Source organism: Flavobacterium sp. (genome assembly GCF_046153165.1).
Classification (GTDB): domain Bacteria; phylum Bacteroidota; class Bacteroidia; order Flavobacteriales; family Flavobacteriaceae; genus Flavobacterium.
The window spans coordinates 38,378-61,657 of sequence record NZ_JBJXEN010000025.1 but is presented as its reverse complement, the minus strand read 5'-3'; the positions used below and the strand labels follow the sequence as shown (position 1 = coordinate 61,657).

The 23,280-nt window shown below is 31.2% G+C and carries 24 protein-coding genes and 1 riboswitch; of the genes, 14 read left to right on the top strand and 10 right to left on the bottom strand.

The features are described 5' to 3' along the window. The coding region (locus ACKVOV_RS03845; protein WP_409205448.1) for a cobalamin-dependent protein at positions 1 to 1,336 on the bottom strand (1,336 nt) is incomplete at its 3' end. 394 nt (positions 1,337 to 1,730) lie between these two features. Here ACKVOV_RS03845 and ACKVOV_RS03840 point away from each other — a divergent pair. Together ACKVOV_RS03840 and ACKVOV_RS03835 are read left to right on the top strand one after the other, a co-directional pair. Next, a complete protein-coding gene (locus tag ACKVOV_RS03840) occupies positions 1,731 to 2,453 on the top strand; it encodes a DUF4197 domain-containing protein (RefSeq protein WP_409205447.1) in 723 nt (240 codons plus the stop codon). 12 nt (positions 2,454 to 2,465) lie between these two features. Next, positions 2,466 to 3,173, top strand: coding sequence for a DUF4197 domain-containing protein (locus ACKVOV_RS03835; RefSeq protein ID WP_409205446.1), 708 nt, complete (start codon positions 2,466 to 2,468; stop codon positions 3,171 to 3,173). 170 nt (positions 3,174 to 3,343) lie between these two features. Here the strand turns inward: ACKVOV_RS03835 and ACKVOV_RS03830 are convergent, their stop codons facing one another. Further along, entirely contained in the window at positions 3,344 to 5,287 is a 1,944-nt protein-coding gene (locus ACKVOV_RS03830) for a TonB-dependent receptor plug domain-containing protein (RefSeq protein WP_409205445.1), read from the bottom strand. An 80-nt stretch (positions 5,288 to 5,367) separates the two neighbouring features. Beyond that, positions 5,368 to 5,566, bottom strand: a riboswitch (cobalamin riboswitch). An 82-nt stretch (positions 5,567 to 5,648) separates the two neighbouring features. Here ACKVOV_RS03830 and ACKVOV_RS03825 point away from each other — a divergent pair. The 4 genes from ACKVOV_RS03825 (at position 5,649) to ACKVOV_RS03810 (ending at position 9,442) form a co-directional block, all read left to right on the top strand. Then, a complete protein-coding gene (locus ACKVOV_RS03825; protein WP_409205444.1) occupies positions 5,649 to 6,791 on the top strand; it encodes an ABC transporter substrate-binding protein in 1,143 nt (380 codons plus the stop codon). Between the two features lie 6 nt (positions 6,792 to 6,797). Beyond that, complete coding sequence (locus ACKVOV_RS03820; protein WP_409205452.1) at positions 6,798 to 7,820, top strand: iron chelate uptake ABC transporter family permease subunit; 1,023 nt, start codon at positions 6,798 to 6,800, stop codon at positions 7,818 to 7,820. Continuing rightward, on the top strand, positions 7,820 to 8,605 hold the full coding sequence (locus tag ACKVOV_RS03815) for an ABC transporter ATP-binding protein (protein ID WP_409205443.1): 786 nt from the start codon (positions 7,820 to 7,822) through the stop codon (positions 8,603 to 8,605). Before ACKVOV_RS03820 ends, ACKVOV_RS03815 begins: the two co-directional genes overlap by 1 nt. 69 nt (positions 8,606 to 8,674) lie before the next feature. Further along, a complete protein-coding gene (locus ACKVOV_RS03810) occupies positions 8,675 to 9,442 on the top strand; it encodes a dienelactone hydrolase family protein (protein WP_409205442.1) in 768 nt (255 codons plus the stop codon). Here the strand turns inward: ACKVOV_RS03810 and ACKVOV_RS03805 are convergent, their stop codons facing one another. Together ACKVOV_RS03805 and ACKVOV_RS03800 are read right to left on the bottom strand one after the other, a co-directional pair. Continuing rightward, positions 9,443 to 9,895, bottom strand: a complete 453-nt coding sequence (locus tag ACKVOV_RS03805; protein ID WP_409205441.1) for a tRNA (cytidine(34)-2'-O)-methyltransferase — start codon at positions 9,893 to 9,895, stop codon at positions 9,443 to 9,445. It abuts the gene before it with no gap. Positions 9,896 to 9,898: 3 nt separating this feature from the next. Next, positions 9,899 to 10,489: a pseudouridine synthase gene (locus ACKVOV_RS03800; RefSeq protein ID WP_409205451.1), complete on the bottom strand. Its 591-nt coding sequence runs from the start codon at positions 10,487 to 10,489 to the stop codon at positions 9,899 to 9,901. A 91-nt stretch (positions 10,490 to 10,580) separates the two neighbouring features. Here ACKVOV_RS03800 and rmuC point away from each other — a divergent pair, with 91 nt between their 5' ends. From rmuC to ACKVOV_RS03785, 3 genes are read left to right on the top strand one after another with little or no spacing between them, the layout of a single operon-like run. Beyond that, positions 10,581 to 11,930: a DNA recombination protein RmuC gene (gene rmuC, locus ACKVOV_RS03795; RefSeq protein ID WP_409205440.1), complete on the top strand. Its 1,350-nt coding sequence runs from the start codon at positions 10,581 to 10,583 to the stop codon at positions 11,928 to 11,930. Between the two features lie 5 nt (positions 11,931 to 11,935). After that, a complete protein-coding gene (locus tag ACKVOV_RS03790; protein ID WP_409205439.1) occupies positions 11,936 to 12,304 on the top strand; it encodes a 6-phosphogluconate dehydrogenase in 369 nt (122 codons plus the stop codon). After that, the gene (locus ACKVOV_RS03785) at positions 12,305 to 12,853 is read left to right on the top strand and encodes an acyl-CoA thioesterase (RefSeq protein ID WP_409205438.1); all 549 of its coding nucleotides are present in this window, start codon (positions 12,305 to 12,307) and stop codon (positions 12,851 to 12,853) included. Here ACKVOV_RS03785 and ACKVOV_RS03780 read toward each other — a convergent pair. Genes ACKVOV_RS03780 through ACKVOV_RS03770 form a run of 3 tightly spaced genes read right to left on the bottom strand, consistent with a single transcriptional unit; the run spans position 12,850 to position 15,012 of the window. Then, on the bottom strand, positions 12,850 to 13,692 hold the full coding sequence (locus ACKVOV_RS03780) for a DUF5777 family beta-barrel protein (protein ID WP_409205437.1): 843 nt from the start codon (positions 13,690 to 13,692) through the stop codon (positions 12,850 to 12,852). The two genes, ACKVOV_RS03785 and ACKVOV_RS03780, sit on opposite strands and share 4 nt — an antisense overlap. 11 nt (positions 13,693 to 13,703) lie before the next feature. Next, positions 13,704 to 14,477 carry a T9SS type A sorting domain-containing protein gene (locus tag ACKVOV_RS03775; protein ID WP_409205436.1) on the bottom strand — a complete coding sequence of 258 codons (774 nt, stop codon included), beginning with the start codon at positions 14,475 to 14,477 and terminating at the stop codon, positions 13,704 to 13,706. 4 nt (positions 14,478 to 14,481) lie between these two features. Beyond that, a complete protein-coding gene (locus tag ACKVOV_RS03770; protein ID WP_409205435.1) occupies positions 14,482 to 15,012 on the bottom strand; it encodes an ankyrin repeat domain-containing protein in 531 nt (176 codons plus the stop codon). 110 nt (positions 15,013 to 15,122) lie between these two features. Between ACKVOV_RS03770 and ACKVOV_RS03765 the strand changes: the two genes are divergently transcribed. Next, entirely contained in the window at positions 15,123 to 15,485 is a 363-nt protein-coding gene (locus ACKVOV_RS03765) for a c-type cytochrome (protein ID WP_409205434.1), read from the top strand. Between the two features lie 91 nt (positions 15,486 to 15,576). Beyond that, positions 15,577 to 16,119, top strand: a complete 543-nt coding sequence (locus ACKVOV_RS03760; RefSeq protein ID WP_409205433.1) for a YceI family protein — start codon at positions 15,577 to 15,579, stop codon at positions 16,117 to 16,119. Between the two features lie 2 nt (positions 16,120 to 16,121). Here ACKVOV_RS03760 and ACKVOV_RS03755 read toward each other — a convergent pair whose 3' ends face one another. Further along, positions 16,122 to 17,078: an ion channel gene (locus ACKVOV_RS03755; protein ID WP_409205432.1), complete on the bottom strand. Its 957-nt coding sequence runs from the start codon at positions 17,076 to 17,078 to the stop codon at positions 16,122 to 16,124. Positions 17,079 to 17,131: 53 nt separating this feature from the next. On the opposite strand from ACKVOV_RS03755, the gene nhaA reads away from it, so the two are divergent. Continuing rightward, positions 17,132 to 18,295 carry a Na+/H+ antiporter NhaA gene (gene nhaA / locus ACKVOV_RS03750; RefSeq protein ID WP_409205431.1) on the top strand — a complete coding sequence of 388 codons (1,164 nt, stop codon included), beginning with the start codon at positions 17,132 to 17,134 and terminating at the stop codon, positions 18,293 to 18,295. Positions 18,296 to 18,517: 222 nt separating this feature from the next. On the opposite strand, the gene carB is transcribed toward nhaA, so the two are convergent. Both carB and rpmH read right to left on the bottom strand, forming a co-directional pair. Next, positions 18,518 to 21,370, bottom strand: coding sequence for a carbamoyl-phosphate synthase large subunit (gene carB, locus ACKVOV_RS03745; RefSeq protein WP_409205430.1), 2,853 nt, complete (start codon positions 21,368 to 21,370; stop codon positions 18,518 to 18,520). A 237-nt stretch (positions 21,371 to 21,607) separates the two neighbouring features. Continuing rightward, entirely contained in the window at positions 21,608 to 21,769 is a 162-nt protein-coding gene (gene rpmH, locus ACKVOV_RS03740; protein ID WP_007136275.1) for a 50S ribosomal protein L34, read from the bottom strand. A gap of 153 nt (positions 21,770 to 21,922) precedes the next feature. Here rpmH and ACKVOV_RS03735 point away from each other — a divergent pair, with 153 nt between their 5' ends. Then, positions 21,923 to 22,438, top strand: coding sequence for a DUF2892 domain-containing protein (locus tag ACKVOV_RS03735; protein ID WP_409205429.1), 516 nt, complete (start codon positions 21,923 to 21,925; stop codon positions 22,436 to 22,438). A gap of 145 nt (positions 22,439 to 22,583) precedes the next feature. After that, a complete protein-coding gene (locus tag ACKVOV_RS03730) occupies positions 22,584 to 23,279 on the top strand; it encodes a TlpA family protein disulfide reductase (RefSeq protein ID WP_409205428.1) in 696 nt (231 codons plus the stop codon). Position 23,280 lies beyond the last annotated feature (1 nt).

Genomic DNA, 23,280 nt, shown 5'->3' with positions numbered 1-23,280 from the left:
CATCATATTTACGATTGTTTTCGGCAATTTCAGATAAATAACGCGTTCTATGTGGTGGAATTACAAAAATTTTCTCGCTCATTTCACGAGTTATTTGGAAAGTCGATTTCAAATCTGAATTTGTTTTTTCGACAATTTTATCCATAATGGCTTTATACAACGTATTCATTCCCGGATCATTGAACTGTGAAGCTATCGTTCCGAAAACTGGCATATCATCTGGACTTGCATCCCACAAATTATGATTGCGTTGGTATTGCTTTTTTACATCACGAATGGCATCAAGTGCACCACGCTTGTCGAATTTATTTAAAGCTACCAAATCGGCAAAATCTAACATATCGATTTTTTCCAATTGTGTTGCTGCTCCAAATTCTGGTGTCATTACGTATAATGAAACATCCGAATGATCCATGATTTCGGTATCAGATTGTCCAATTCCAGAAGTTTCTAGGATTATAATATCGTATTTTGCAGCTTTTAATACTTGAATGGCTTCGGCAACATATTTAGACAACGCTAAATTTGATTGACGAGTGGCTAATGAACGCATGTAAACTCTAGGATTATTAATTGCATTCATACGAATTCTATCACCTAACAATGCACCACCCGTTTTACGTTTTGACGGATCGACCGAAATTAATCCAATTGTTTTTTCTGGAAAATCGATTAAAAAACGGCGTACTAATTCATCTACTAATGATGACTTTCCTGAACCACCTGTTCCTGTGATTCCAAGTACTGGAATTTTTGAAGTTTCGTTGTTTTTATGAATGGTTTCAAAAACAGGTTTCGCAATTTCTGGAAAATTTTCGGCAGCGGAAATTAAACGAGCAATCGCCGTAGGATTTTTATCCTCAATATGCTTTAGTTCCCCGTTTAATTTATCACCAATTGGATAATCAGATTGTTTTACTAAGTCATTTATCATGCCTTGCAATCCCATGGCGCGACCATCGTCTGGGGAATATATTCTTGTAATTCCGTAGTCTTGTAAATCGGCAATTTCACTTGGTAAAATTACACCTCCACCTCCACCAAATATTTTGATATGCCCTGCTCCTTTTTCTTTGAGCAAATCGTGCATAAATTTAAAATATTCATTATGACCACCTTGATATGAAGTAATAGCAATAGCATTAGCGTCTTCCTGTATGGCTGTATTTACTACTTCTTCGACACTACGATCATGACCAAGATGTATCACTTCTACTCCCGTAGCTTGAATTATTCTTCGCATGATATTAATAGCTGCATCGTGACCATCGAAAAGAGCTGCTGCTGTTACAATTCTTACTTTATTTATTGGAATATAAGGTATTTGTGGTTCCATTTTGAGGATTTGATATTTTTGAGTAGCAAATTTACATTTTTTTTGTTGAATTTGTTTAAGTCAATGATAAAATTGAATTTAGTTGTTTTTAATGTAAAAGGCATAAAAGAAATGATTGAAAATTGAACCATATAAGCCCCGATAGCTATCGGGATATAAGTTCATTTAAGAAAATTCTCAAAAAGTTTTGAAGGATAAAATAAACTTCTTATTTGGTCCCGATAGTAGTGGAAATCCTTTTTATAATTTGTTATTCTGAGCTTGTTGAAGAACAAATTATAAAAAGATTGTAACGTATAGCGGGACAAAAGTTGAAAGAAATCGTAAAGTTTCTGCTTCTAAATAAAATATTGGCTCTATTTTTGTTTGTAACCTTAGAAAAACACATTTACTTATGAAAAAAATATTTTTACTAGCTATTTTCATTCCGATGATTGGTAATGCGCAACTCAAAGACCTTATAAAAAAAGGGCAAAACAAAGTCTCTACTATAACTAAAACCAATTCTGGAATAGATATTGCTGCTGGTTTAAAGGAAGCGCTGAACAAAGGAGTTACAGATCAAGTCTCTAAACTAACTGCTCTTGATGGTTTTTATAAAAATGAAGCTGTAAAAATAATGATGCCTGCTGAATTGCAAAAAGTAGATAAAACTTTGAGAAAATTAGGCATGAGCAGTTTAGCTGATGATGGAATTAAAGCTTTGAATCGTGCCGCAGAAGATGCTGTAAAAGAATCTACTCCTATTTTTGTTTCGGCAATAAAAAATATAAATTTTAGTGATGCTAAAAATATTTTGATGGGTAAAGAAAATGCCGCTACTGCTTACTTGCAAAATGCTACTACCAAAGATTTATATACAAAATTCAGCCCTGTTGTACAACAATCTATTGGAAAAGTAGGCGCTGATGTGATTTGGTCTAATATAATTACAAAATATAATGCCATCCCTTTAGTTAATAAAGTAAATCCTGACATTACTGATTATGTGACAAACAAAGCTCTAGAAGGTATTTTTAAGATGATTACAGTGGAAGAAAAAAACATAAGAACCAACTTAGACTCAAGAACTTCTAATTTACTACAACAAGTTTTTGCAATGCAAGACAAAAAATAATATATTCTAATTATGAAAAAATCGTTATTATTACTGGCAATTCTTCCTTTTTTTGGTTGTGCCGAATTACAACAAGTCGCCAATCAATTGCCTGGGATTTTAGAACAAGGAAATGTAGATATTGCAGGTGGTTTAAAAGAAGCACTGAACAATGGAATCTCGAAACAAGTAACGAAGCTAACTGCTACTGATGGTTTTTTTAAGAATGAAGCGGTAAAGATTTTATTACCAGAAGAATTGAAAAAAGTAGATGCTGGCTTGAGAAAAATTGGAATGAGCAAACTAGCTGATGATGGTTTAAGAGCCATAAATCGTACTGCTGAAGATGCTGTAAAAGAAGCGACTCCAATTTTTGTTGATGCTGTAACCGGAATGAGTTTTACTGACGCTAAAAACATTTTGATGGGGAACGAAAGTGCTGCCACAACTTATTTGCAAGGCTCTACATCGACTGCTTTATACGGAAAATTTAATCCTGTGATTAAGAATTCATTTGCAAAAGTAGGTGCTGATAAAATTTGGACTAACATAATCACTAAATATAATAGTATCCCGTTAGTAAAAAAAGTGAATCCAGATTTGACTGATTATGTTACAAATCAAGCAATGAATGGTGTTTTTAAAATGATTGCTGTCGAGGAAAAAGATATTAGAACCAACATAAATGCTAGAACTTCTAATTTGTTGAAGAATGTATTTGCCATGCAAGACAAGAAATAATCATTTTTGAATAAAATTTATTTTTTTAACATTTAATAATAAAATAACATTGCTTTAACTCTAATTTGTGAAAATTATCATGTTCTTTGTATAAGAATTCATAAAATTTTGTTTGGTTTGGTTAGTTTATAGAAAAGTCAGCGTTTAGGCGCTGACTTTTCTTATTTTATCTAGAAGAGAAAATTAAATCCGAGTTTAAAGTTTCTACCTTTAGTACTATAACCTATACTTTCTACAAAATCTTCATTAAGAATATTTGTTGCAGTTAGATAAATATTAGATCTATTTTTAATTAGTTCATATTTTGCAGTTGCATTAACTAGTTTATATGAATCTAGAACAATTTGAGTTGTTGCGAAAGTCCCTCCATCAAAAAAAGCATCTGTTCTTTTATCTACATATTGATAATTTATATTAAAAAATGTTCTTGAAGTCGCTTGATAGTCTAATGAAACATTTCCTTTATGTTTAGGGATTAGTCTATTTAATTTTTCTTCAGGTTGTGTAAAACTATAATTTCCACTTACTTTTAGTTTGTCTGAAAACACATAAGAAATCATTGTTTCAACTCCTTTTGACTTATTTTTCCCTTCAACATTTACATAATTAGAGACATAAGTACTTGGGTCTGTATAAAAACCTATCGTATTTTTATCTTCTCTTTGAAAAACAACAGTGTTTATCATTAACTTTTTACCTAATAAGTTAGTTTCAAATCCAGCTTCGGCTGTAGCACTTTCTTCAGGAGTTAGCAACAAATTTCCGTATGGAGAATACAACTGATATAAACTTGGCGTGATATAAGCTGTACTGTATGATGCCAATAATTTTAATGGTAACTCATTAAAACTAAATGATGGATTAAAATTATATACAGCATGATTTCCATACACATTGTGCATATTATATCTAGTTCCTGCATTTATATTTAATCCAAAATTTGAATTATAAACCACTGTTAAATAAGGATCTATTGCAGAAAATTTTGCTGTTTCCTTTGCAATATTTTCATACTGAGAAGTACTATTCATTTCTTGAAATTGAAACTGCCCTCCAACCACAACAAATAATTGTTTTAGTATTGAATATTTATTAAAAACATCAATACTTGCACTTCTTGATTTGTAATTACTTGCATCTACAGAATTTGTCCAAGAACTAAATACGTTATAACTTCTTTCTATAGTATTAAAAGCTGAATTAATTACAAATTCTCCTTTATTGTATTTGTATTTTGGTGAAAACCCAAAACGAAACTGTTCTGAAGTAGAATTATTTAAATTTGTATCTGGATTACTAAAATTATCAAATCCTGAATCAAAATTATTTTTTATTCTGTCGTAATTCGCAAAAAAGTTTAAATCTAATTTTGATGTTGCTTTAAAACCTAGTTTAACTAATGAATTCACTTTAGAAAAAGCATCTGCTTCATAAATAGTGTTTACTGGAGCTGAAGCTTCAGATATCCCTGTAGTTTCTGTGCTATTTAAAGTTGCATAATAGTTAAATTTATTAACCGTCCCATTTACTGCAAAACCTTGACTGTAATCTTGAGGCTCATATTTTTTAGTATGAGCTGTTGTTTCTTGTGATCCAAAACTCATATATGCATTTCCTGCAATATCTTTTTTAGCTGCTTTTTTTAGTGTAATATTAATTACTCCAGCAGCAGCTCCAGTTCCATACAAAGTACTAGAAGCACCTTTTAGAATTTCGATGCTCTCTACTTGTTCTACAGGAATTAATCGCAAATCATATTCGAGGTTAATTCCAGACGCATCAGTTAGAGGAATACCATCAATCATAATTAATGTTTGACGATTACGGGCACCACGAACATAGTATCCCAAATTTTTTCCAGCACCACCCTGATTCCCATTTACTTCTACTCCAGCTACTGAACTTAAAATTGTTGCAACAGACTGACCAGATTTTTTTTCTAATTCTTCGGCAGTAATTTTAACAATTACCTTTCCAGACTTTTCTTTAGCCAAAGCAAATTTAGAGTCTGAAACCACTACTTCATTTAGATTCTTTATAGAATCATTTTCTTGTGCAAAAGCACCAATACTTGCAAGTACAAAAGCACCAACAAAAGCAATTTTTTTGTTCATTTTAATAAAACATTTTTAATAATAAAAATGGGAGAAAAGCATGAAATTACCCATACCCAAACCTTTTTTCCCGAAAGTTTGATACATCATCGAATTTAGGCAGGTCTCCTGGCTTGCGTCTTATTGTTTACCTTCCCATCCTAAATATTGGACAGTGGTTTGTAGATAACAACAAGCTTAATAGCTTACAGTTGCGGGAACAGCTTTGGTATTTATCCAAATTCCCTTTTAATCCTCTCTTTTTATTAAAAGATAGAAACCTTAATTCGGGTGCAAAGATAGCTTTAAACTTTGATTAAAAAATAAATTTGATTTTTAAAAACTATTAAATATACCTTTGCAATTCTTGAAAACACAATTTATGAAATCTAAATTATTAAAAACCATATTGTTTCTATTTATAATTTCGATTGTAAGTTGCAAACAAAATGATAATATTTCATTAGTATCAAAATCGACTGTTGAGAATGAAATAAAACATGCAAAAGGGCTGGAAATATACCAATACAAAGGTTTTTCTGTTTTAAAAATTAAAAATCCTTGGCCAAAAGCCAATAAAGTTTTCACCTATATTCTTCAAGAAAAAAATGGCATTATTCCAGATAGTTTAAAACAAAATCCAATCATACAAGTTCCTATAAAAACAATTGTGGCAACTTCTACAACTCACATTTCGTCATTAGAAGTTTTAGGTGTTGAGAATACCCTAGTTGGTTTTCCAAATCTAAATTATATTTCTTCGGAAAAAGTCAGAAAAAGAATAGATGCAGGAAAGGTTAAAGAATTGGGGAATAATCAAAGTATCAATATCGAAGTAGCCATAGACTTAGCACCCTCTGTTATTATAGGTTATGGCTTAGACAACAACAATCCAACTTTAGACAACCTTCAAAAAAGCGGATTAAAAGTCATATTAAATGGTGACTGGAATGAGCAAACACCTCTTGGAAAAGCTGAATGGATTAAATTTTTTGGTGCATTATATGGTAAAAACAAACAAGCTACCAAACTATTTTCTGCTATTGAAAAAGGATACAATACAACTTTAGCTCTAGCTAAAAAAGCTACTTCAAAACCAACTATTTTAGCAGGTGCTATGTTCGAAGATGCTTGGTTTGTCCCACAAGGTGACAGCTGGGGCTCTTTGTTTTTAAGAGATGCGCAAGCAGATTATCTTTGGAAAGAGACTAAAGGGACAGGAGGTTTATCTTTGCCATTTGAAACTGTTTTTGAAAAAGCACAAAATGCGGATTTCTGGATTGGCCCAGGGCAATTTTCAACTCTAAACGAAATGAAAAAAACTAACCCACATTACTCACAATTTAAAGCATTTAAAACAAAAAATGTATATTCGTATAGCATCAGAAAAGGAAAAACAGGAGGTATTATTTATTTTGAATCTTCTCCAAACAGACCAGATTTAGTATTAAAAGACATTTTAAAAATTGTACATCCAGAATTGTTACCTGATTACAAATTATTCTTTTTCCAAAAATTAAACTAATTGAAAATTATTAAAAAACATACATTTCTCTTTGTTGTATCGACAATCTCATTGATATTTTTATTTATATTAAATATTAGTTTAGGTCAAGTTGCTATTCCCTTTAAAGAAGTTTTTAGGAGTTTAGTAGGATCACAAGCTAGTAAAGACACTTGGGAATATATCATTTTTAATTATCGTTTACCCAAAGCAATCACTGCAATTTTAGTTGGTTTCGGATTGTCTATTAGTGGTTTATTAATGCAGACTTTATTTAGAAATCCATTAGCTGGACCTTACGTTTTAGGATTAAGTTCTGGATCGAGTTTGGGCGTTGCTTTTATCATTATGGGAGCCGTCTTTTTACCGAATGCTTTGTCTGAATATTTTTTATCCCCTTACGGAATTATCTTAGCTTCTTGTTGCGGAAGTTTTATTGTTTTACTGGCTGTTTTATTTGTTTCTCAACGACTACGAGATACCATGGCAATTTTAATTGTAGGTTTAATGTTTAGTAGCTTTACTGGGGCAATAGTGAGCGTTTTAACCTATTTTTCTACTGCCGAACAATTGCAGAAATTTACCTTTTGGTCTATGGGTAACTTAGGTAATTTATCGTGGATACAAATTTTAATATTAACCATTTCTGTTTTAATCGGTTTATTTTTAAGTCTATTTAACATCAAGGCATTAGACTCCTTACTTTTAGGGGAAAATTACGCAAAAAGCTTAGGAATCAATTATAACAAAACAAAACTGATGATATTATTTGCAACTAGTATTTTAGCTGGTAGTATTACAGGATTTGTGGGACCAATTGCTTTTGTTGGCTTAGCCGTTCCTCATATTTCAAAAATAATTTTTAAAACCAGTAATCATTGGATTTTATTTTGGGGGACATTATTATTTGGTGCTATTACGATGTTGTTTTGTGATATGATTTCTCAGCTTCCAGGATTAAATATCACACTTCCAATAAATGCTATTACATCAATTATAGGAGCGCCAGTAGTAATTTGGTTATTAGTCCGCAAACGAGGTTTTAATTAATGGAAAACGTAAAAAATATACTACATACTTCAAATTTAAGCATTGGATATAAATCTAAAAAAGAAACTATATCTATTGCCGAAAATCTTAATTTAAATTTTCAAGAGGGGAAACTAATTACATTAATTGGTGCCAATGGTATAGGAAAATCGACACTTTTACGAACATTAACAGGAATTCAAAAACCAATTAATGGTGATGTATATCTGAATGAGAAAAATATTCAAGCATATTCTCCTTTAGAACTAGCACAAAATTTAAGTATGGTGCTTACGGAAAAATTACCCCAAAGCAATTTGACTGTTTTTGAATTAGTAGCCCTAGGCAGACTACCCTACACGAATTGGATTGGAAAATTATCTCCTGAAGATTTAGAAAATATCTCCAAAGCAATCCAACTAACAGAAATTGAACATTTATCAGATAAGAAACACTTCGAAATTAGCGATGGTCAATTACAAAAAGTATTGGTTGCAAGAGCTTTAGCACAAGACACTCCTCTTATCATTCTTGATGAACCAACCACACATTTAGATTTATTACATAAAGTTTCACTTTTTAAATTACTAAAAAAACTCACAAACGAAACAGGAAAATGCATCCTTTTTTCGACTCATGACATCGATTTGGCTATTCAATTGAGTGATGAAATAGTGGTAATGACAACAGAAAAAATAGTTCAAAATGAGCCTTGCAACTTAATTTCCAACGGCACTTTTAATACCTTATTTAAAGACGAAAATATTATTTTTGATGACCAAAGTGGAAAATTTATTTTTAAATAATTAGCATTTATTTCACATCTGTTGAATGTAAAATATTCGTAATTTTACATAAAATTAAATTTTTTTAAGATGAAAAAAATATTTCTTACTTTATTCCTCGTGGCAGCTATCTCTTCTCAAGCACAATTAAAACCTGTATCTTATTTAGATGGAAATCAAAAATTAGAAGGAATTTTAGCGCAACCCAAGAAAATCTTAAAAAATAAAGCTGGAGTTTTAGTTTTACCTGCTTGGATGGGAATTGAAACCAATGCAAAAACCAATGCTACCGAATTAGCAAAACTAGGATACGTTACCTTTGTTGCTGACATTTATGGTATTGACAAAAGACCGACAAACACAAAAGAAGCTGGTCAACTAGCTGGTTATTTTAAAACTAATTATTTAGAATATCACAAAAGAATTCAATTAGCATTAGATCAATTGATAAAAGCTGGTGCAAATCCTGATAAAATTGCCATTATTGGATACTGTTTTGGTGGTACTGGAGCATTAGAAGCTGCTAGAGCTAATTTTAAAGTTAATGGTGTAGTGTCTTTTCATGGTGGTTTAGGCAGAGATGCCTCAAGAGTAATTGAAGCTATTAATCCTAAAGTTTTAGTGCTTCATGGTGCCGATGATTTTTTCGAATCGGATGCGGAAATTAAAACTTTCCAAGACGAAATGCGCACTGCAAAAGCAGATTGGCAAATGGTTTATTATGCTGATGCTGTGCATGCTTTTACCCATAAAGACGCTGGAAATAACAAAAGTACTGGAGTAGCTTATAACGAAAAAGCGGACAAACGTTCTTGGCGTGCGATGTTAGATTTTTTTGATGAGATTTTTGGAAAATAATTATTTAAAATTAATTTGCCTTCTCGCCTCGCCTACTACAAATGCAACTGAATTAGCAATATTATAACTCCTAATCTTATCAGACATAGGGATAGTCAAATGATTTTCGAATACGTTTAAAATTTCTTTGCTTAGTCCTACACTTTCCTTACCAAAAACCAACCAATCTCCTTCTTGAAAATCTGCCTCATAATACGATTTTTCGGCATGAGATGACATTAGGAAAACTCTCGATTTATCTGGAATTTGGTCTATCCATTCTTGTGTATTTTGATATTGATTCCAATCTAAATGTACCCAATAATCTAAACCAGAACGCTTCAAATTTTTATCATTAATTTCAAATCCAAACGGATGAATAAGATGCAAACGATTTCCTGTTCCTACACACAAACGACCTATATTACCTGTATTATTAGGAATTTCTGGTTCTACTAAAACTATATTCAACATTTCTTATTGATTTTTGATATTGTCATTGATTTTTGAAAAATCGCTTATTTCTAAAACTTCTCCAGCTTGTAAATTATTTAAATGGACATTTCCTATACGAATTCTTACCAATCGTAACGTAGGAAAACCAACAGCTGCAGTCATTTTTCGTACTTGTCGAAATTTTCCTTCGGTTACCACAATTGAAGCCCAAGAAGTTGGACCATGACGCTCATCACGAATTTTCTTGCCTCTCTCACCAAAGTTAGGAACCTCATTAACAATAAAAGCTTTGCAAGGTTTGGTCATATACTTTATACCCTCAAAACCTATTTCGACTCCGTTTTGCATTTTTTGAATTGCTTCCTCCGTAATAATACCGTCAACTTGAACATAATATTCTTTTTCGACTTTTTTACTACGCACTATTTCACTCATTTTCCCATCTGTTGTTAATAACAGTAATCCTTCCGAATCTTCATCTAATCGCCCAACAGCCATAATTCCTTCTGGAAAATCATGCAATTCTCCTAGCAATTTTTTCTTGCGTTTTAATTCGTATTTAAACTGAGATAGATATCCGTACGCTTTGTGAATAATGAAATGTTGGTGAATTGTCATTTTGCAAAAATACATTTTCATTTTATCATTTTTCAAAATAAATAATTGATTTTATTCCCTATTTTTACATTTCAAAATTCATTCCATGTCAGAAACCGTTTTAGTTCTAATTTCATTTATAATTGCACTTGCCATTGGTATTTTCATTGGTAAATTAATTTTTTCAGGAAAATCTCAATCAGAAAAAAATATTTTAGAAGAGAAATTAAATGCATTAAAAGAACAATCTCAAATTGAGAAGATATCTTTTGAGAAGAATTTACTTCAAATTAATACCGAAAAAGAACAAATTCGTACGGAAAAAGAGGTTGCAAATATTCAACTCGCCAAAAAAGAAGCCGATTTCGATTCTCTTTTAGAAAAAAACAAGGATCAAAAACAAGAAGTCGAGCAATTACAAGAAAAATTTACCAAAGAATTTGAAAATCTTGCTAATAAAATTCTAGAAGAAAAGACAAACAAATTTACCGAACAAAATAAAGAGAATATGAAAAATATTCTTTCACCATTACAAGACAAAATTCTTCATTTTGAGAAAAAAGTAGAAGATACACACAAAGAAAGTATCGATTATCATGCCGCTTTACGTCAGCAAATACTAGGATTAAGTGAAATGAATGCTCAAATGAGTAAAGAAACTTTGAACCTTACTAAAGCATTAAAAGGTGATAGCAAAATGCAAGGTAATTGGGGTGAACTTGTTTTAGAACGTGTGCTAGAAAAATCAGGATTAGAAAAGGGTCGTGAATATGAAGTCCAACAAAGTTTTACAAACGCCGAAGGTAATCGTGTTTTTCCCGATGTGGTGATTAATTTACCAGATGGCAAGAAAATGATTGTCGATTCTAAAGTGACTTTAACTGCTTACGAACGGTATATAAATGAAGATAATGACGATTTAAAAACACAACATTTAAAAGATCATGTACTGGCTATAAAACGTCATGTAGAACAATTAGGCGACAAAAATTACCATGATTTATATCAGATAGAAAGCCCTGATTTTGTACTTTTATTTATTCCTATGGAGCCTGCTTTTGCATTGGCACTAAACGAAGACACTACTTTGTATAATAAAGCTTTCGAGAAAAATATTGTGATTGTTACACCATCTACATTATTAGCAACATTGCGTACTATTGATAGTATGTGGGCAAACCAAAAACAACAAGAAAACGCATTAGAAATTGCACGTCAAGCAGGTGCTTTATATGATAAATTTGAAGGTTTTGTAACTGATTTAATAAAAATTGGAAAGAAAATTGACGAAAGTAAAATAGAATATTCTGGCGCAATGAACAAACTTGTAGAAGGAAAAGGAAACCTAATTACAAGTGTCGAAAAACTAAAAAAAATGGGGGCAAAAGCAAAAAAATCTTTGCCCGAAAGTATTATAAATAGAGCTGAAACAAACGAAAACAATCTTTTAAACTAAATATTATGTTACGAAAAATTATTCTAATATTAATTACAACTATCATTCTAGGAATTACTAGTTATTTTACTTTTTTATACTACGCAACTTATAGTGAAGGTGTTCGTTCTGGTGAGCTAATAAAATTTAGCCACAAAGGAATGATTTTCAAAACTTGGGAAGGAGAAATTAGCCAAGGAATTTCTGGAGCTCAAATTTTTTCTTTTTCAATAATGGACAGCGAAGAGAAAGTAATTTCAGATCTTAAAGATATGGAGGGACAATATGTAAAAGTGACTTATGTAGAGCGTTACAAAACGTTTCCTTGGTGGGGAGATACAAAATATTTTATTACTGGTGTAAAAAAAGATGTATCACCATTCAAATTGAAATAAATGAATACTATTTTTAAGACCGTAAAATCATCAAAAGTTACTATTTCTGAGTTGATGTTGCCTTCTCACACCAATTTTAGTGGAAAAATACATGGTGGTTATATCTTATCTTTACTAGATCAAATTGCTTTTGCTTGTGCATCAAAATTCTCAGGGAATTATTGTGTAACGGCATCGGTAGATACTGTTGATTTTCTGAATCCTATAGAAGTTGGTGAGCTAGTGACTATGAAAGCTAGTGTAAATTATGTGGGGAAAAGTTCTATGATTATTGGTATTCGTGTAGAAGCAGAAAATATTAGAACTGGTGTTATCAAACACTGCAATTCTAGTTATTTTACGATGGTTTCTAAAGATAGTGATGGAAAAAATGTATTAGTTCCAGGACTAATATTATCAAATTATGATGAAGTTCGTCGTTTTTATAATTGTATAAAAATGATTGCGGTTAGAAAAGAGAAGCAAGATCACGAGGAAATTTTCGACTTTAAATCTGATCAAGCAATATCAAACCTTAATAAATATAATGTTCAGGTTGTTATTACTTAAAAAACTCGTGCTAAATTAAACCCAAAGAAAACATCTCCTTTACCCCAATCTCCAGTTGTGTTTCCTAAAAATCCAGCTTCATGTATTCCTTGCGAATTAGTAAAATGCATTTGAAAAACATGCCCTCCTGTTTCAACGTCAACACCAACTGAAAGCGGATTGTTATATACAGAAATCGATGTTCTATTTAGATGTGCGGCATAATCTATATTTAACGAAACACGCTTTGATAATTTGTATCGTCCTCCAACACCTAATGCAAACTGACTATTGTTCTGAAAATCATTTATAACAAAATTTTCATGAAAATAAGTCGGAGCTAATTCTAACGATAACTTATCGGAAAATTTTCTTGAAACTAATAACTGATTTACATAAACTATTCTGTCTTTAAATTCCATTTTGGGATAAATAGACTGCTTAAGCAAATTATTAAATCCTAAACTATTAAATCCAACAATTGTAAATGGGAAACCATCTTCAATCTGAGATTTCAATAAATATTTTGCCGAAAAATCATACGCTTGTTCACTTCTTCCTGCAGATAAGGAAACTTTGTCTGAAATACCATAAACAAACTTAATTTGTGTAACGGCATTATCTAAACCAAAAAAACCTTCTACACCTTCCTTTACAGAAGCAAAACGATGCGCAATAACGAGATATAATTCCTTTTTCCCAAGTAATTTAGTAGATTCTAGATTTACAATTTTCATTGCCTTAAAAGCTGATGTTACTTTCTGATTCGTTTCGGTCGAATCTATTTGTGAAAGTAAATCATCTTGCGCAAAAATTATTTGTGAAAAACTAAGTAGTATTAATAAAAGTAGGTGTTTCATAAACGTGTTTCTTAATTTACAATAATTTTTTTCCAAGATTTATCATTCGCATTTAACAATTCTAGTAGATAAACACCTGATGACAAACCTTTAAGATTAATTTCGGCAGCATCTAAATTGTTTACCTTAATTGTTTTTACAAAAGCGCCAACTTGCGAATACACATTTATTTTATCTAATCCTGTTTTAGTTTTTATCATAAAATCTCCATTTGAAGGATTTGGATAAATCTGAGTCGCATTTAGAGAAAAATCTTCTAACCCTAAAACAGTAAGTGATGTATCTAACATTACTATTCTATTTCCGCCTCCATGATAAGTTAAAGAAAAAGAAGCAGATTGGTGTTTTGCCAATGCTAAATCTATATTGGTATTAGCATAATTGAATGTAAAGTCATTAGCATCACCTGTACTAAAAGGTCTTGAATAAACTATCGTTCTTAAACCAGCAGATGGCGTATTATTTGTATTAGAAACTAATGTCCAATTATTAGTAACATCATTAGTTGGAGTTAGTCCAATACCATTATGTCTGGCATCAACTAATAAAGCTCCATTCCAATAAACCAAATCAGATCCTGATTCCATTCCGCCAGTAAAAGAACCAAACTGTAAAGCAAACCATCTATCATTTGGTCCGGACAAAGTTACTGTTGCCAGCGAGGTTCCATTGTCTAAAGTTAATTCTGCCGTCATGTCTGTTCCTAGAGTAACAACACCTGTAGATTTTTTTTGAGCAAAAAGACACATGTTAACAAATAATAATAAAAAAGTAAATTTTTTCATGTTTTTAGTTTTTAAGTTGATTTATAATTTCTTGATTTCCAGAGAATACCGCAAACTCAAAAGCGGTTTTACCATCTTTATCTTTGTGTGTCTTATCAGCTTTATATTTTAACAATAAATTTAAAATGTCTGTATTACCAAACATCGCAGCATATATAAGCGGTGTTGTACCATTACCATCGGCAATATTAGGATTTGCTTTGTTCTCCAATAATAATTTTACGAGCTCTGTTTGCCCTTTGTAAGTGGCTGCCATAAGCGGTGTTCCCATATCACTTGATATATTAATAGTTTTACTGTTTTCTATTAAAAATTTTGCCACTGGAAAATTTCCTTTATAACAAGCTAGTATTAAGGGAGTAAAGCCATTTTCATTTTTAGCATTTATTACTTCTGGGGTTTTATTTAACAATGTTTTTAAATCTTCTACAGTTCCCGAACGTGCCACATTAAAAACATCACTTTGCGAGAATGCACTTGCCGAAAAGGCAAATAAAATGACGTATAACAAAGTAATTCTTAAAGAAAATTTCATTTTATAAAATAATTTATAACAAATTTAACAATATTCATTTTAAAATTTGTTTATTTTTATATTAATTTTAACATTAAACACCAAATTATTTAACTTAATTTTTGATTAAAATGCGTATAAAACTTTTATTCATAATAGCCTTATTAACAACATTATTGTCTTGCACTAATGATAGCACATCAGACATTACAACGCCAGCAAACAACTCAGTAACGATAAAATATAGTGCCGATATTGCATCAATAATAAGCAGTAATTGTTTAAGTTGTCATACTTCTCCACCTGTTAATGGTGCTCCAATGCAACTTACTACATATGATGATGTAAAAAATGCAATACTTAATAGAGGTTTAATAGATAGAATTTCTAGAGCTCAAGGAGCGGTTGGAATGATGCCAAATGGAGGAACAAGACTACCACAAGCAACTATAGACAAAATTATAAAATGGCAAACTGATGGCTTTGTAAACTAATGAAATATTTATGGTTCTTAAATCACGAACGTAGATAAATATTCCCTCATAAATATACCATATTCCAATAAGAAAAAAATATTATCTGCGTATGAAAAAAATACTTTCCACATTCGTCCTTATCTTAATGAGTCATTTTGCAATTGCTCAAGATAAAATTTTAACAAAAACTGGTCAAATCGCTTTTGAAGCTTCAGTGCCTTCGTTTGAAGAAGTAAAAGCAACTAATAAACTTTCCGCTTGCGTATTAAACACAAAAACGGGAGATATTGCTAGTGTGGCTATGATAAAGAGTTTTAAATTTAAATCATCTTTAATGCAGGAACATTTTAATGAAAACTATATTGAGAGTGACAAATATCCAAAAGCTATTTTTAAAGGAAAAATTGAAAATTTCGATATATCGAAATTAACCGCTCAGAAACAAGAATTTACTATAAATGGCACAATTGAATTACATGGTAAATCTAAAAACATTTCGGTTATCGCAAAGATTTCTAAAAATGAAAATATTACTAATATAGTTTCAACTTTTACTTTAAATACCGATGATTTTAATATCGATTTACCTTTTCTTATTAGTAGTAAAGTATCCAAAAAAGTACAAGTTAATTTAGATTACAAATTACTTTAAAATTAGATCTCAATTTGCTCAAATAGATTTAATTTATCTATGTGAATAACCGTTTTTGTTTTGTCATTACTATGTTCGAACATTTGTGAAAATTTCGCACCATATACAATTTCTTTAAAAATATATGAGGTTCTAATAGCCACTGTATTACTAAACATTTCGTCGAAAGCTTTCAGAAACACTAAAACTTCTCCTTTTTCGTTTACAAAATCTTCTTTAGAAAATTCGTATAAAGGACTTTCTTCTGTGATGTAATGAACTAATGTCCAGCTTAATGTTAATGCATTTATTGTACTATATTCTAAATCTAAAGGAAAAAATCGATTTACAGTCACACCATTTTCCTCAACTCTCATTGCTAATGTTAGTTTTGCTTCGGCATCGGTTAAATTTGTGTTTTTATATGATGCAACACGGATCATTAATGCTTTTCCGCCTTGAAAAGGAGCAATTATAGCATTCTCAGAAAATTTTAAATGTGCTTTAGGTTTACTAAACCTTCCATATAATAAACCTGTAGCAAGTGCAAATCCTAAAAGCCCAATTAGCGCTTCAGTAGCAGCAATTGCACTTGTTAAAAATCCTTGTGGGCTTATATGACCATATCCAACTGTTGTAAATGTTTGTGCACTAAAAAAATAAGCCTGAGCAAATTTTTCGATTTCAGAACTAGCGACAATACCATTTAGATGTTCGATACCAATAAAATAATATATAGAAGCAAAAATAAAGTTAACCAAAATAAAAACTGAAAAAATCATGATTTGAAATTTCCATGCTGGCAAACGCAAAAGTGTGTGAAACCAACTAATTTGGTCAAAAAATGGCAAACCTCTTTTTTCAATATTTGCAGAACCATCTTTATCTAAAAATCGTCCACCATAATTTGCTGCATTAGTACCAAAACCTGTTTGGTTATCTATTTTAAGATTTTTTCTCGCTTTTTTAAATACTTTCATATACAATAATGATATTGTTGTAAATTTATAGAAATTTAATTTAACATTTTCAAATGAAGTCTACAAAACTTTTTAAATCCTTTTTTGAAAGCGAAAAAACTGGAGGAATTGTATTGTTAATTTGCACTATACTTTCTATGCTTTTAGCAAATTCCTATTTCCAAGAAAGTTACTTAAAAATATGGCATGGCACAATTGCAAATTACCCCATAGAACATATTATTAATGATGGATTAATGACTATTTTTTTCTTGATGATAGGTTTAGAGCTTGAGAGAGAATTATACATAGGAGAATTATCTAAAATAAAAAATGCAATGCTTCCTATAGCAGCAGCGATAGGCGGTATGTTATTTCCTGCTATTATTTATTATATTTTTAATCACAATACTAATTTTAAAGACGGAATAGGAATTCCTATGGCGACTGATATTGCTTTTGCAATAGGAATTTTATCTTTATTAGGGAATAAGGTTCCTACTTCTCTTAAAGTTTTTCTAACTGCACTTGCTGTTATAGATGACTTAGGAGCAATTATTATTATCGCTTTATTCTACTCACAATCAATACAACTAAATTATTTATTATTAGCTATGGCAGTTTGGGGTTTGTTATTTTTATTTAACAGAATAAAAATTTACAATCTTTGGATTTACTTAATTGGAGGTATTTTTATGTGGTATTTTATGATGAATTCTGGTGTTCACGCTACAATTACGGGTGTTTTACTAGCATTTGTAATTCCGTTTCAGAAAGGAAAAGAAACCTCAGTCTCTTACAAATTACAACATTGGCTTCACAAACCAGTATCTTTTATAATTTTACCTATTTTCGCTCTTGCCAATACTGCAATTATCATTAATTTAAACAGCAACAATAATTTATTTGAACCCTATGAGGTAGGGATCGCATTAGGATTAACATTAGGAAAACCAATAGGAATAATTTTAATTTCATATATTTTTGTAAAACTTAAACTAGCAAAATTACCGTTTGATTTATCATGGAAACACATACTTGGGGCTGGAATACTAGGCGGTATAGGCTTTACAATGTCAATTTTTATAACATTACTTGCTTTTGATGATGATACAATTATAAACAATTCTAAATTATTTATAATTATTGCTTCATTTGCATCAGGAATAATAGGTTTATTGTTCTTAAAAAGAATTTTAAAATCTGAAATCTCTGAAGAAGTCGAAGAAGTCGAATGATTTTTATTGTTTTTTGATTTAAATAAGATTTCACTAGACACTTTCCATCTTAAAGGTAAATTATTATCTAATGATGCGTCTATTAATTGCAAGTAAGCCTTCTCACCTGTTTCTGGCCAAGGTGATAAAAATGAATTGAAAAAATACTATAAAATATAAAAAGCTTCCCTTTTTATTAGTAAAAGGAAGCTTTTTTTAACCGTGAATAAGAATATTTTTAATTTATTTACTCAAATACATTTTCCTTCTACTATACAATTCATAAAACTGGTCGTCTTTTAAATCATCAATAAACAAAATACTTTCACCTGTACTTTTCATTTCGGGACCAAGTGCTTTGTTCACATTTTGAAATTTACTAAAAGAGAAAACAGGCTGCTTAATCGCATATCCTTTCAGTTGTGGATTGAAAGTGAAATCTGTTACTTTATTTTCGCCCAACATGACTTTGGTGGCATAATTCACATAAGGTTCACCGTACGCTTTTGCAATAAATGGGACTGTTCTAGATGCCCTTGGATTGGCCTCGATAATGTAAACTGTATCATCTTTTATCGCAAATTGAATGTTAATTAATCCGACGGTTCTAAGCGCTAAAGCAATTTTCTTCGTATGATCTTTTATTTGTTGCATGACAAATTCACCCAAATTAAATGGTGGCAAAGTCGCATTAGAATCTCCTGAGTGAATTCCGCAAGGTTCGATATGCTCCATAATTCCTATGATATACACATTTTCTCCATCACAAATGGCATCAGCTTCAGCTTCTATTGCTCCGTCAAGATAATGGTCTAAAAGCAATTTATTACCTGGAATATTTTTTAATAAATCGATTACATGCTCTTCGAGTTCTTGTTTGTTGATGACAATTTTCATTCCTTGTCCACCTAATACATAAGAAGGACGAACAAGTAAAGGAAAATCTAAAATATCTGCTAAGGCACTTGCTTCATCTGCATTTTCTGCAATTCCGAATTGTGGAAACGGAATTTGAAGCTCAGTTAATAATTCTGAAAAACGGCCTCTATCTTCGGCTAAATCTAAAGCATCGAACGAAGTTCCTAGAATTTTAATTCCGTATTTGGATAATTTTTCAGCTAGCTTCAATGCTGTTTGTCCTCCTAATTGTACAATAACTCCTTCTGGTTTTTCATGACGAATAATATCGTAAATATGTTCCCAAAAAACAGGTTCGAAGTATAATTTATCGGCTGTATCAAAATCGGTAGAAACCGTTTCTGGATTACAGTTTATCATAATGGTTTCATAACCACATTCTTTAGCAGCTAAAACACCATGTACACAAGAATAGTCAAACTCGATTCCTTGTCCAATTCTATTGGGTCCAGAACCTAAGACTACTACTTTCTTTTTTTTAGTGACAATACTTTCGTTATGAACATATTTTTCGCCCGAAGCAGTTTCAATTTCAGCTTCAAAAGTGGAGTAATAATAAGGTGTTAATGCTTTAAATTCGGCAGCACAAGTATCCACTAACTTATAAACTCTGTTAATATTTTGCTCTTCACGCAATTTGTACACTTGACTTTCCAAACAACCCATCATGTGTGCAATTTGTCTGTCAGCAAAACCTTTTTGTTTAGATTCCAGCAATAAATCTCTAGGTAAAGTATCTATTTTGTATTTAGAAATTTCTTTTTCTAAACTGTATAATTCTTCGTATTGTTTCAAAAACCACATGTCTATTTTTGTGATTTCATGAATGCGTGACAACGGAATTCCCATCGCAATCGCATCATAAATCACAAAAACACGATCCCAACTGGCATGAGTTAGTTTATCGATAATTTGTTCGTAGTTTTTGTATCCTTTTCCGTCTGCTCCTAATCCATTACGTTTAATTTCAAGCGATTGTGTTGCTTTATGCAGTGCTTCCTGAAACGAACGTCCAATTCCCATAACCTCACCTACAGATTTCATTTGCAATCCTAAAGTTCTGTCGGCTCCTTCGAATTTATCGAAATTCCAACGTGGAATTTTTACAATAACATAATCTAAAGTGGGTTCAAATAAGGCTGAAGTCGATTTTGTAATTTGATTTTGCAATTCATCTAAATGATATCCCAAAGCCAGTTTTGAAGCAATTTTTGCAATCGGATAACCCGTCGCTTTTGATGCTAATGCTGACGAACGTGAAACACGAGGGTTTATTTCGATGGCTACAATATCCTCTTTTTCGTCGGGCGAAACAGCAAATTGCACATTACAACCTCCTGCAAAATTACCTATACTTCTCATCATCAAAATAGCCATATCCCGCATTTTTTGAAACGTTGTGTCCGATAAAGTCATTGCTGGTGCAACTGTGATTGAATCTCCAGTATGAATTCCCATAGGATCCATATTTTCGATAGTACAAATGATGACAACATTGTCGTTTTTGTCACGAAGTAATTCTAATTCGTATTCTTTCCAACCCATTAATGCTTTATCTATAAGCACTTCGTGAATAGGTGACATTTCTAATCCGTAGGTTAATTTTTCGTCAAAATCTTCTTTTTTATAAACAATCGCAGCTCCTGTTCCTCCTAATGTAAATGAGGGACGAATTACTAACGGGAAACCAAACTCCTGTGCAATTTCCTTTCCTTTCAAAAAAGAAGTAGCTGTTTTGGCTGGCGCTTGGGGAATCCCTATTTTATTTAATAGGTTTTTAAATTTTTCTCGGTCTTCGGTAATTTCGATAGCATTTACATCGACACCAATTAGTTTTACATTAAAATCGTTCCAAATTCCTTTTTCATCGGCTTCCAAACAAAGGTTTAAGGCTGTTTGTCCTCCCATTGTTGGCAAAACTGCATCAATTTGTGGATGTTCTTTTAGAATTTGAATAATAGATTTGGTCGTCAATGGCAACAAATAAACATGATCCGCCATGGTTGGATCGGTCATGATGGTTGCTGGATTGGAATTAATAAGGATTACTTCGATTCCTTCTTCACGAATAGAACGTGCTGATTGTGATCCTGCGTAATCGAATTCGCAAGCTTGTCCTATTACGATTGGTCCTGATCCTATAATTAAAACCGATTTTATTGAATTGTCTTTTGGCATTGTGTAGTTGTAGTTAGTTGTGTGTTTTTAGCCCCGATTACTTCACTTGATTTTTATTTTCATCGGAGTTCAGTGAACTTCGTTTGTAACGTAAATCCTTTTTATTTTTTCTTTAAAAATAAAAAGATTGAAGTGAATAGCGGGAAATAGCTTCAAAAATTTATGAATATTTATGAACAGGTTTAAAAAAAAGCCGCTACTAATAAAAGTAACGGCTTTATATTGATTGTTAAATCATTATTTTTTGTGTCTTGGTTCACAAGAAACAGTCAATTTATGTCTTCCTTTTGCTCTACGACGAGCCAAAACTTTACGTCCGTTTGCAGAAGCCATTCTGTCCATGAATCCGTGTTTGTTTCTTCTTTTTCTTTTCGATGGTTGGAACGTTCTTTTGCTCATTTTGTGTATCTTTAAATTCTTGTATAAATATCTTGTTGTAGGTTTCTTTCAAACCGAGTGCAAATATACAATGATTTTTTTTTCTTGCAAGTGGTTTTATAAAAAATATTTAATTGTTTTACTATATTTGCAATTCATTATAAAAATACAATTATGTTTCATAGAAATATTAAGCTTGTAATAGCTGCTCTGATTATATTTACTGGAATTTGGCAATTTACAGAAGGGAATATTGGAAATGGAATTTTCCTTATTTTATTATCTGCTATTCCTATTTTCTTATATTTTAAAAACGAATTTATCCTTTTGGCGTTTTTAAAATTAAGAAAGCAAGACTTTGAAGGTGCAAAAAATTGGTTAGACAAGATAAAAAACCCAGAAACGGCTTTGGTACAAAAACAACAAGGTTATTTTAATTATTTGCACGGATTAATGCTTTCGCAAACAAATTTAATTCAAGCGGAAAAATATTTTAAGAAAGCTATTAGTTTAGGTTTGAATATGGATCAAGATTTAGCACTTGCAAAATTAAATTTAGCAGGAATTGCTTTGAGCAGAAGACGCAAAATTGAAGCTACAAATTTATTAACTGAAGTTAAAAAATTAGACAAACAAAATATGTTAAAGGATCAAATAAAGATGATGAAAGATCAGATGAAAAAGATTTAACATTTGTTAAAAATATCATAAACCACGCTACTTAGCGTGGTTTTTTTATACTTTTTAGGCTACTAATCGAGTTTTTATACGTTTTATCGATTATATTGATTATCAGCAATATAACTTTATACCTTTATAGTCCAAAAATTGAAGTATGAAAATTCTATATATAACAATGCTAAGTTTTATTTTAAACTTTACAGCAAATTGCCAAGAAAATAAAAACAGCTTTAATTATGTTGTAAAAGCCAACATAAAAAAATATAACCTTGAGAGCAATCTAGCTTTTGAAAATAAAGACTCCGAAAAAGGTCAAATTTTATTTGATTCTTTAGTTTCAAATCACTTAATAGGAACCACTTTTGAAGATTACACACTCAAAGGTTTTGACAAAAAGAAAATAAAATTAAGCTCATTTAAAAAACCTTTATTCATTTTAACCTATGCCTCTTGGTGTATTCCCAGTAAAGGAGAAATTCCTGCTCTGAATAAATTAGCTCAAAAATATGCTAAAGACGTTCAGTTTGTAATGCTTTTTTGGGATAAAAAACATAGTGTTAAAAAAATAGCTAGAAAATTTAGTCATAATATAACAGTTTGCTATGCTAACGAATCATACAAAAATGACGCCAATATTGTCGCTAATTTGAAGCATACTTTAGGATTCCCAACTTCTTACTTTTTAGATCAGAATCTGAAAGTTGTAAATATAAAACGTGGTGGTGCTCAACCTGATAAAAAAAGCACATACGTAAAAGCCTACACAATGAACTACAATGCTTTTAGAGAAGGTTTAGGGAGTTTATTGATAGATAAAAACATCACGAAAGAACAATTGACAACAAATTAAA

What these genes read in the sequence shown, in the direction of transcription:
- ACKVOV_RS03840 (WP_409205447.1), top strand. Translation starts at nt 1,731, where the DNA reads ATGAAAAAAATATTTTTACTAGCTATTTTCATTCCGATGATTGGTAAT.
- ACKVOV_RS03835 (WP_409205446.1), top strand. Translation starts at nt 2,466, where the DNA reads ATGAAAAAATCGTTATTATTACTGGCAATTCTTCCTTTTTTTGGTTGT.
- ACKVOV_RS03830 (WP_409205445.1), bottom strand. Translation starts at nt 5,287, where the DNA reads ATGAACAAAAAAATTGCTTTTGTTGGTGCTTTTGTACTTGCAAGTATT.
- ACKVOV_RS03825 (WP_409205444.1), top strand. Translation starts at nt 5,649, where the DNA reads ATGAAATCTAAATTATTAAAAACCATATTGTTTCTATTTATAATTTCG.
- ACKVOV_RS03815 (WP_409205443.1), top strand. Translation starts at nt 7,820, where the DNA reads ATGGAAAACGTAAAAAATATACTACATACTTCAAATTTAAGCATTGGA.
- ACKVOV_RS03810 (WP_409205442.1), top strand. Translation starts at nt 8,675, where the DNA reads ATGAAAAAAATATTTCTTACTTTATTCCTCGTGGCAGCTATCTCTTCT.
- ACKVOV_RS03805 (WP_409205441.1), bottom strand. Translation starts at nt 9,895, where the DNA reads ATGTTGAATATAGTTTTAGTAGAACCAGAAATTCCTAATAATACAGGT.
- rmuC (WP_409205440.1), top strand. Translation starts at nt 10,581, where the DNA reads ATGTCAGAAACCGTTTTAGTTCTAATTTCATTTATAATTGCACTTGCC.
- ACKVOV_RS03790 (WP_409205439.1), top strand. Translation starts at nt 11,936, where the DNA reads ATGTTACGAAAAATTATTCTAATATTAATTACAACTATCATTCTAGGA.
- ACKVOV_RS03785 (WP_409205438.1), top strand. Translation starts at nt 12,305, where the DNA reads ATGAATACTATTTTTAAGACCGTAAAATCATCAAAAGTTACTATTTCT.
- ACKVOV_RS03780 (WP_409205437.1), bottom strand. Translation starts at nt 13,692, where the DNA reads ATGAAACACCTACTTTTATTAATACTACTTAGTTTTTCACAAATAATT.
- ACKVOV_RS03775 (WP_409205436.1), bottom strand. Translation starts at nt 14,477, where the DNA reads ATGAAAAAATTTACTTTTTTATTATTATTTGTTAACATGTGTCTTTTT.
- ACKVOV_RS03770 (WP_409205435.1), bottom strand. Translation starts at nt 15,012, where the DNA reads ATGAAATTTTCTTTAAGAATTACTTTGTTATACGTCATTTTATTTGCC.
- ACKVOV_RS03765 (WP_409205434.1), top strand. Translation starts at nt 15,123, where the DNA reads ATGCGTATAAAACTTTTATTCATAATAGCCTTATTAACAACATTATTG.
- ACKVOV_RS03760 (WP_409205433.1), top strand. Translation starts at nt 15,577, where the DNA reads ATGAAAAAAATACTTTCCACATTCGTCCTTATCTTAATGAGTCATTTT.
- ACKVOV_RS03755 (WP_409205432.1), bottom strand. Translation starts at nt 17,078, where the DNA reads ATGAAAGTATTTAAAAAAGCGAGAAAAAATCTTAAAATAGATAACCAA.
- nhaA (WP_409205431.1), top strand. Translation starts at nt 17,132, where the DNA reads ATGAAGTCTACAAAACTTTTTAAATCCTTTTTTGAAAGCGAAAAAACT.
- carB (WP_409205430.1), bottom strand. Translation starts at nt 21,370, where the DNA reads ATGCCAAAAGACAATTCAATAAAATCGGTTTTAATTATAGGATCAGGA.
- rpmH (WP_007136275.1), bottom strand. Translation starts at nt 21,769, where the DNA reads ATGAGCAAAAGAACGTTCCAACCATCGAAAAGAAAAAGAAGAAACAAA.
- ACKVOV_RS03735 (WP_409205429.1), top strand. Translation starts at nt 21,923, where the DNA reads ATGTTTCATAGAAATATTAAGCTTGTAATAGCTGCTCTGATTATATTT.
- ACKVOV_RS03730 (WP_409205428.1), top strand. Translation starts at nt 22,584, where the DNA reads ATGAAAATTCTATATATAACAATGCTAAGTTTTATTTTAAACTTTACA.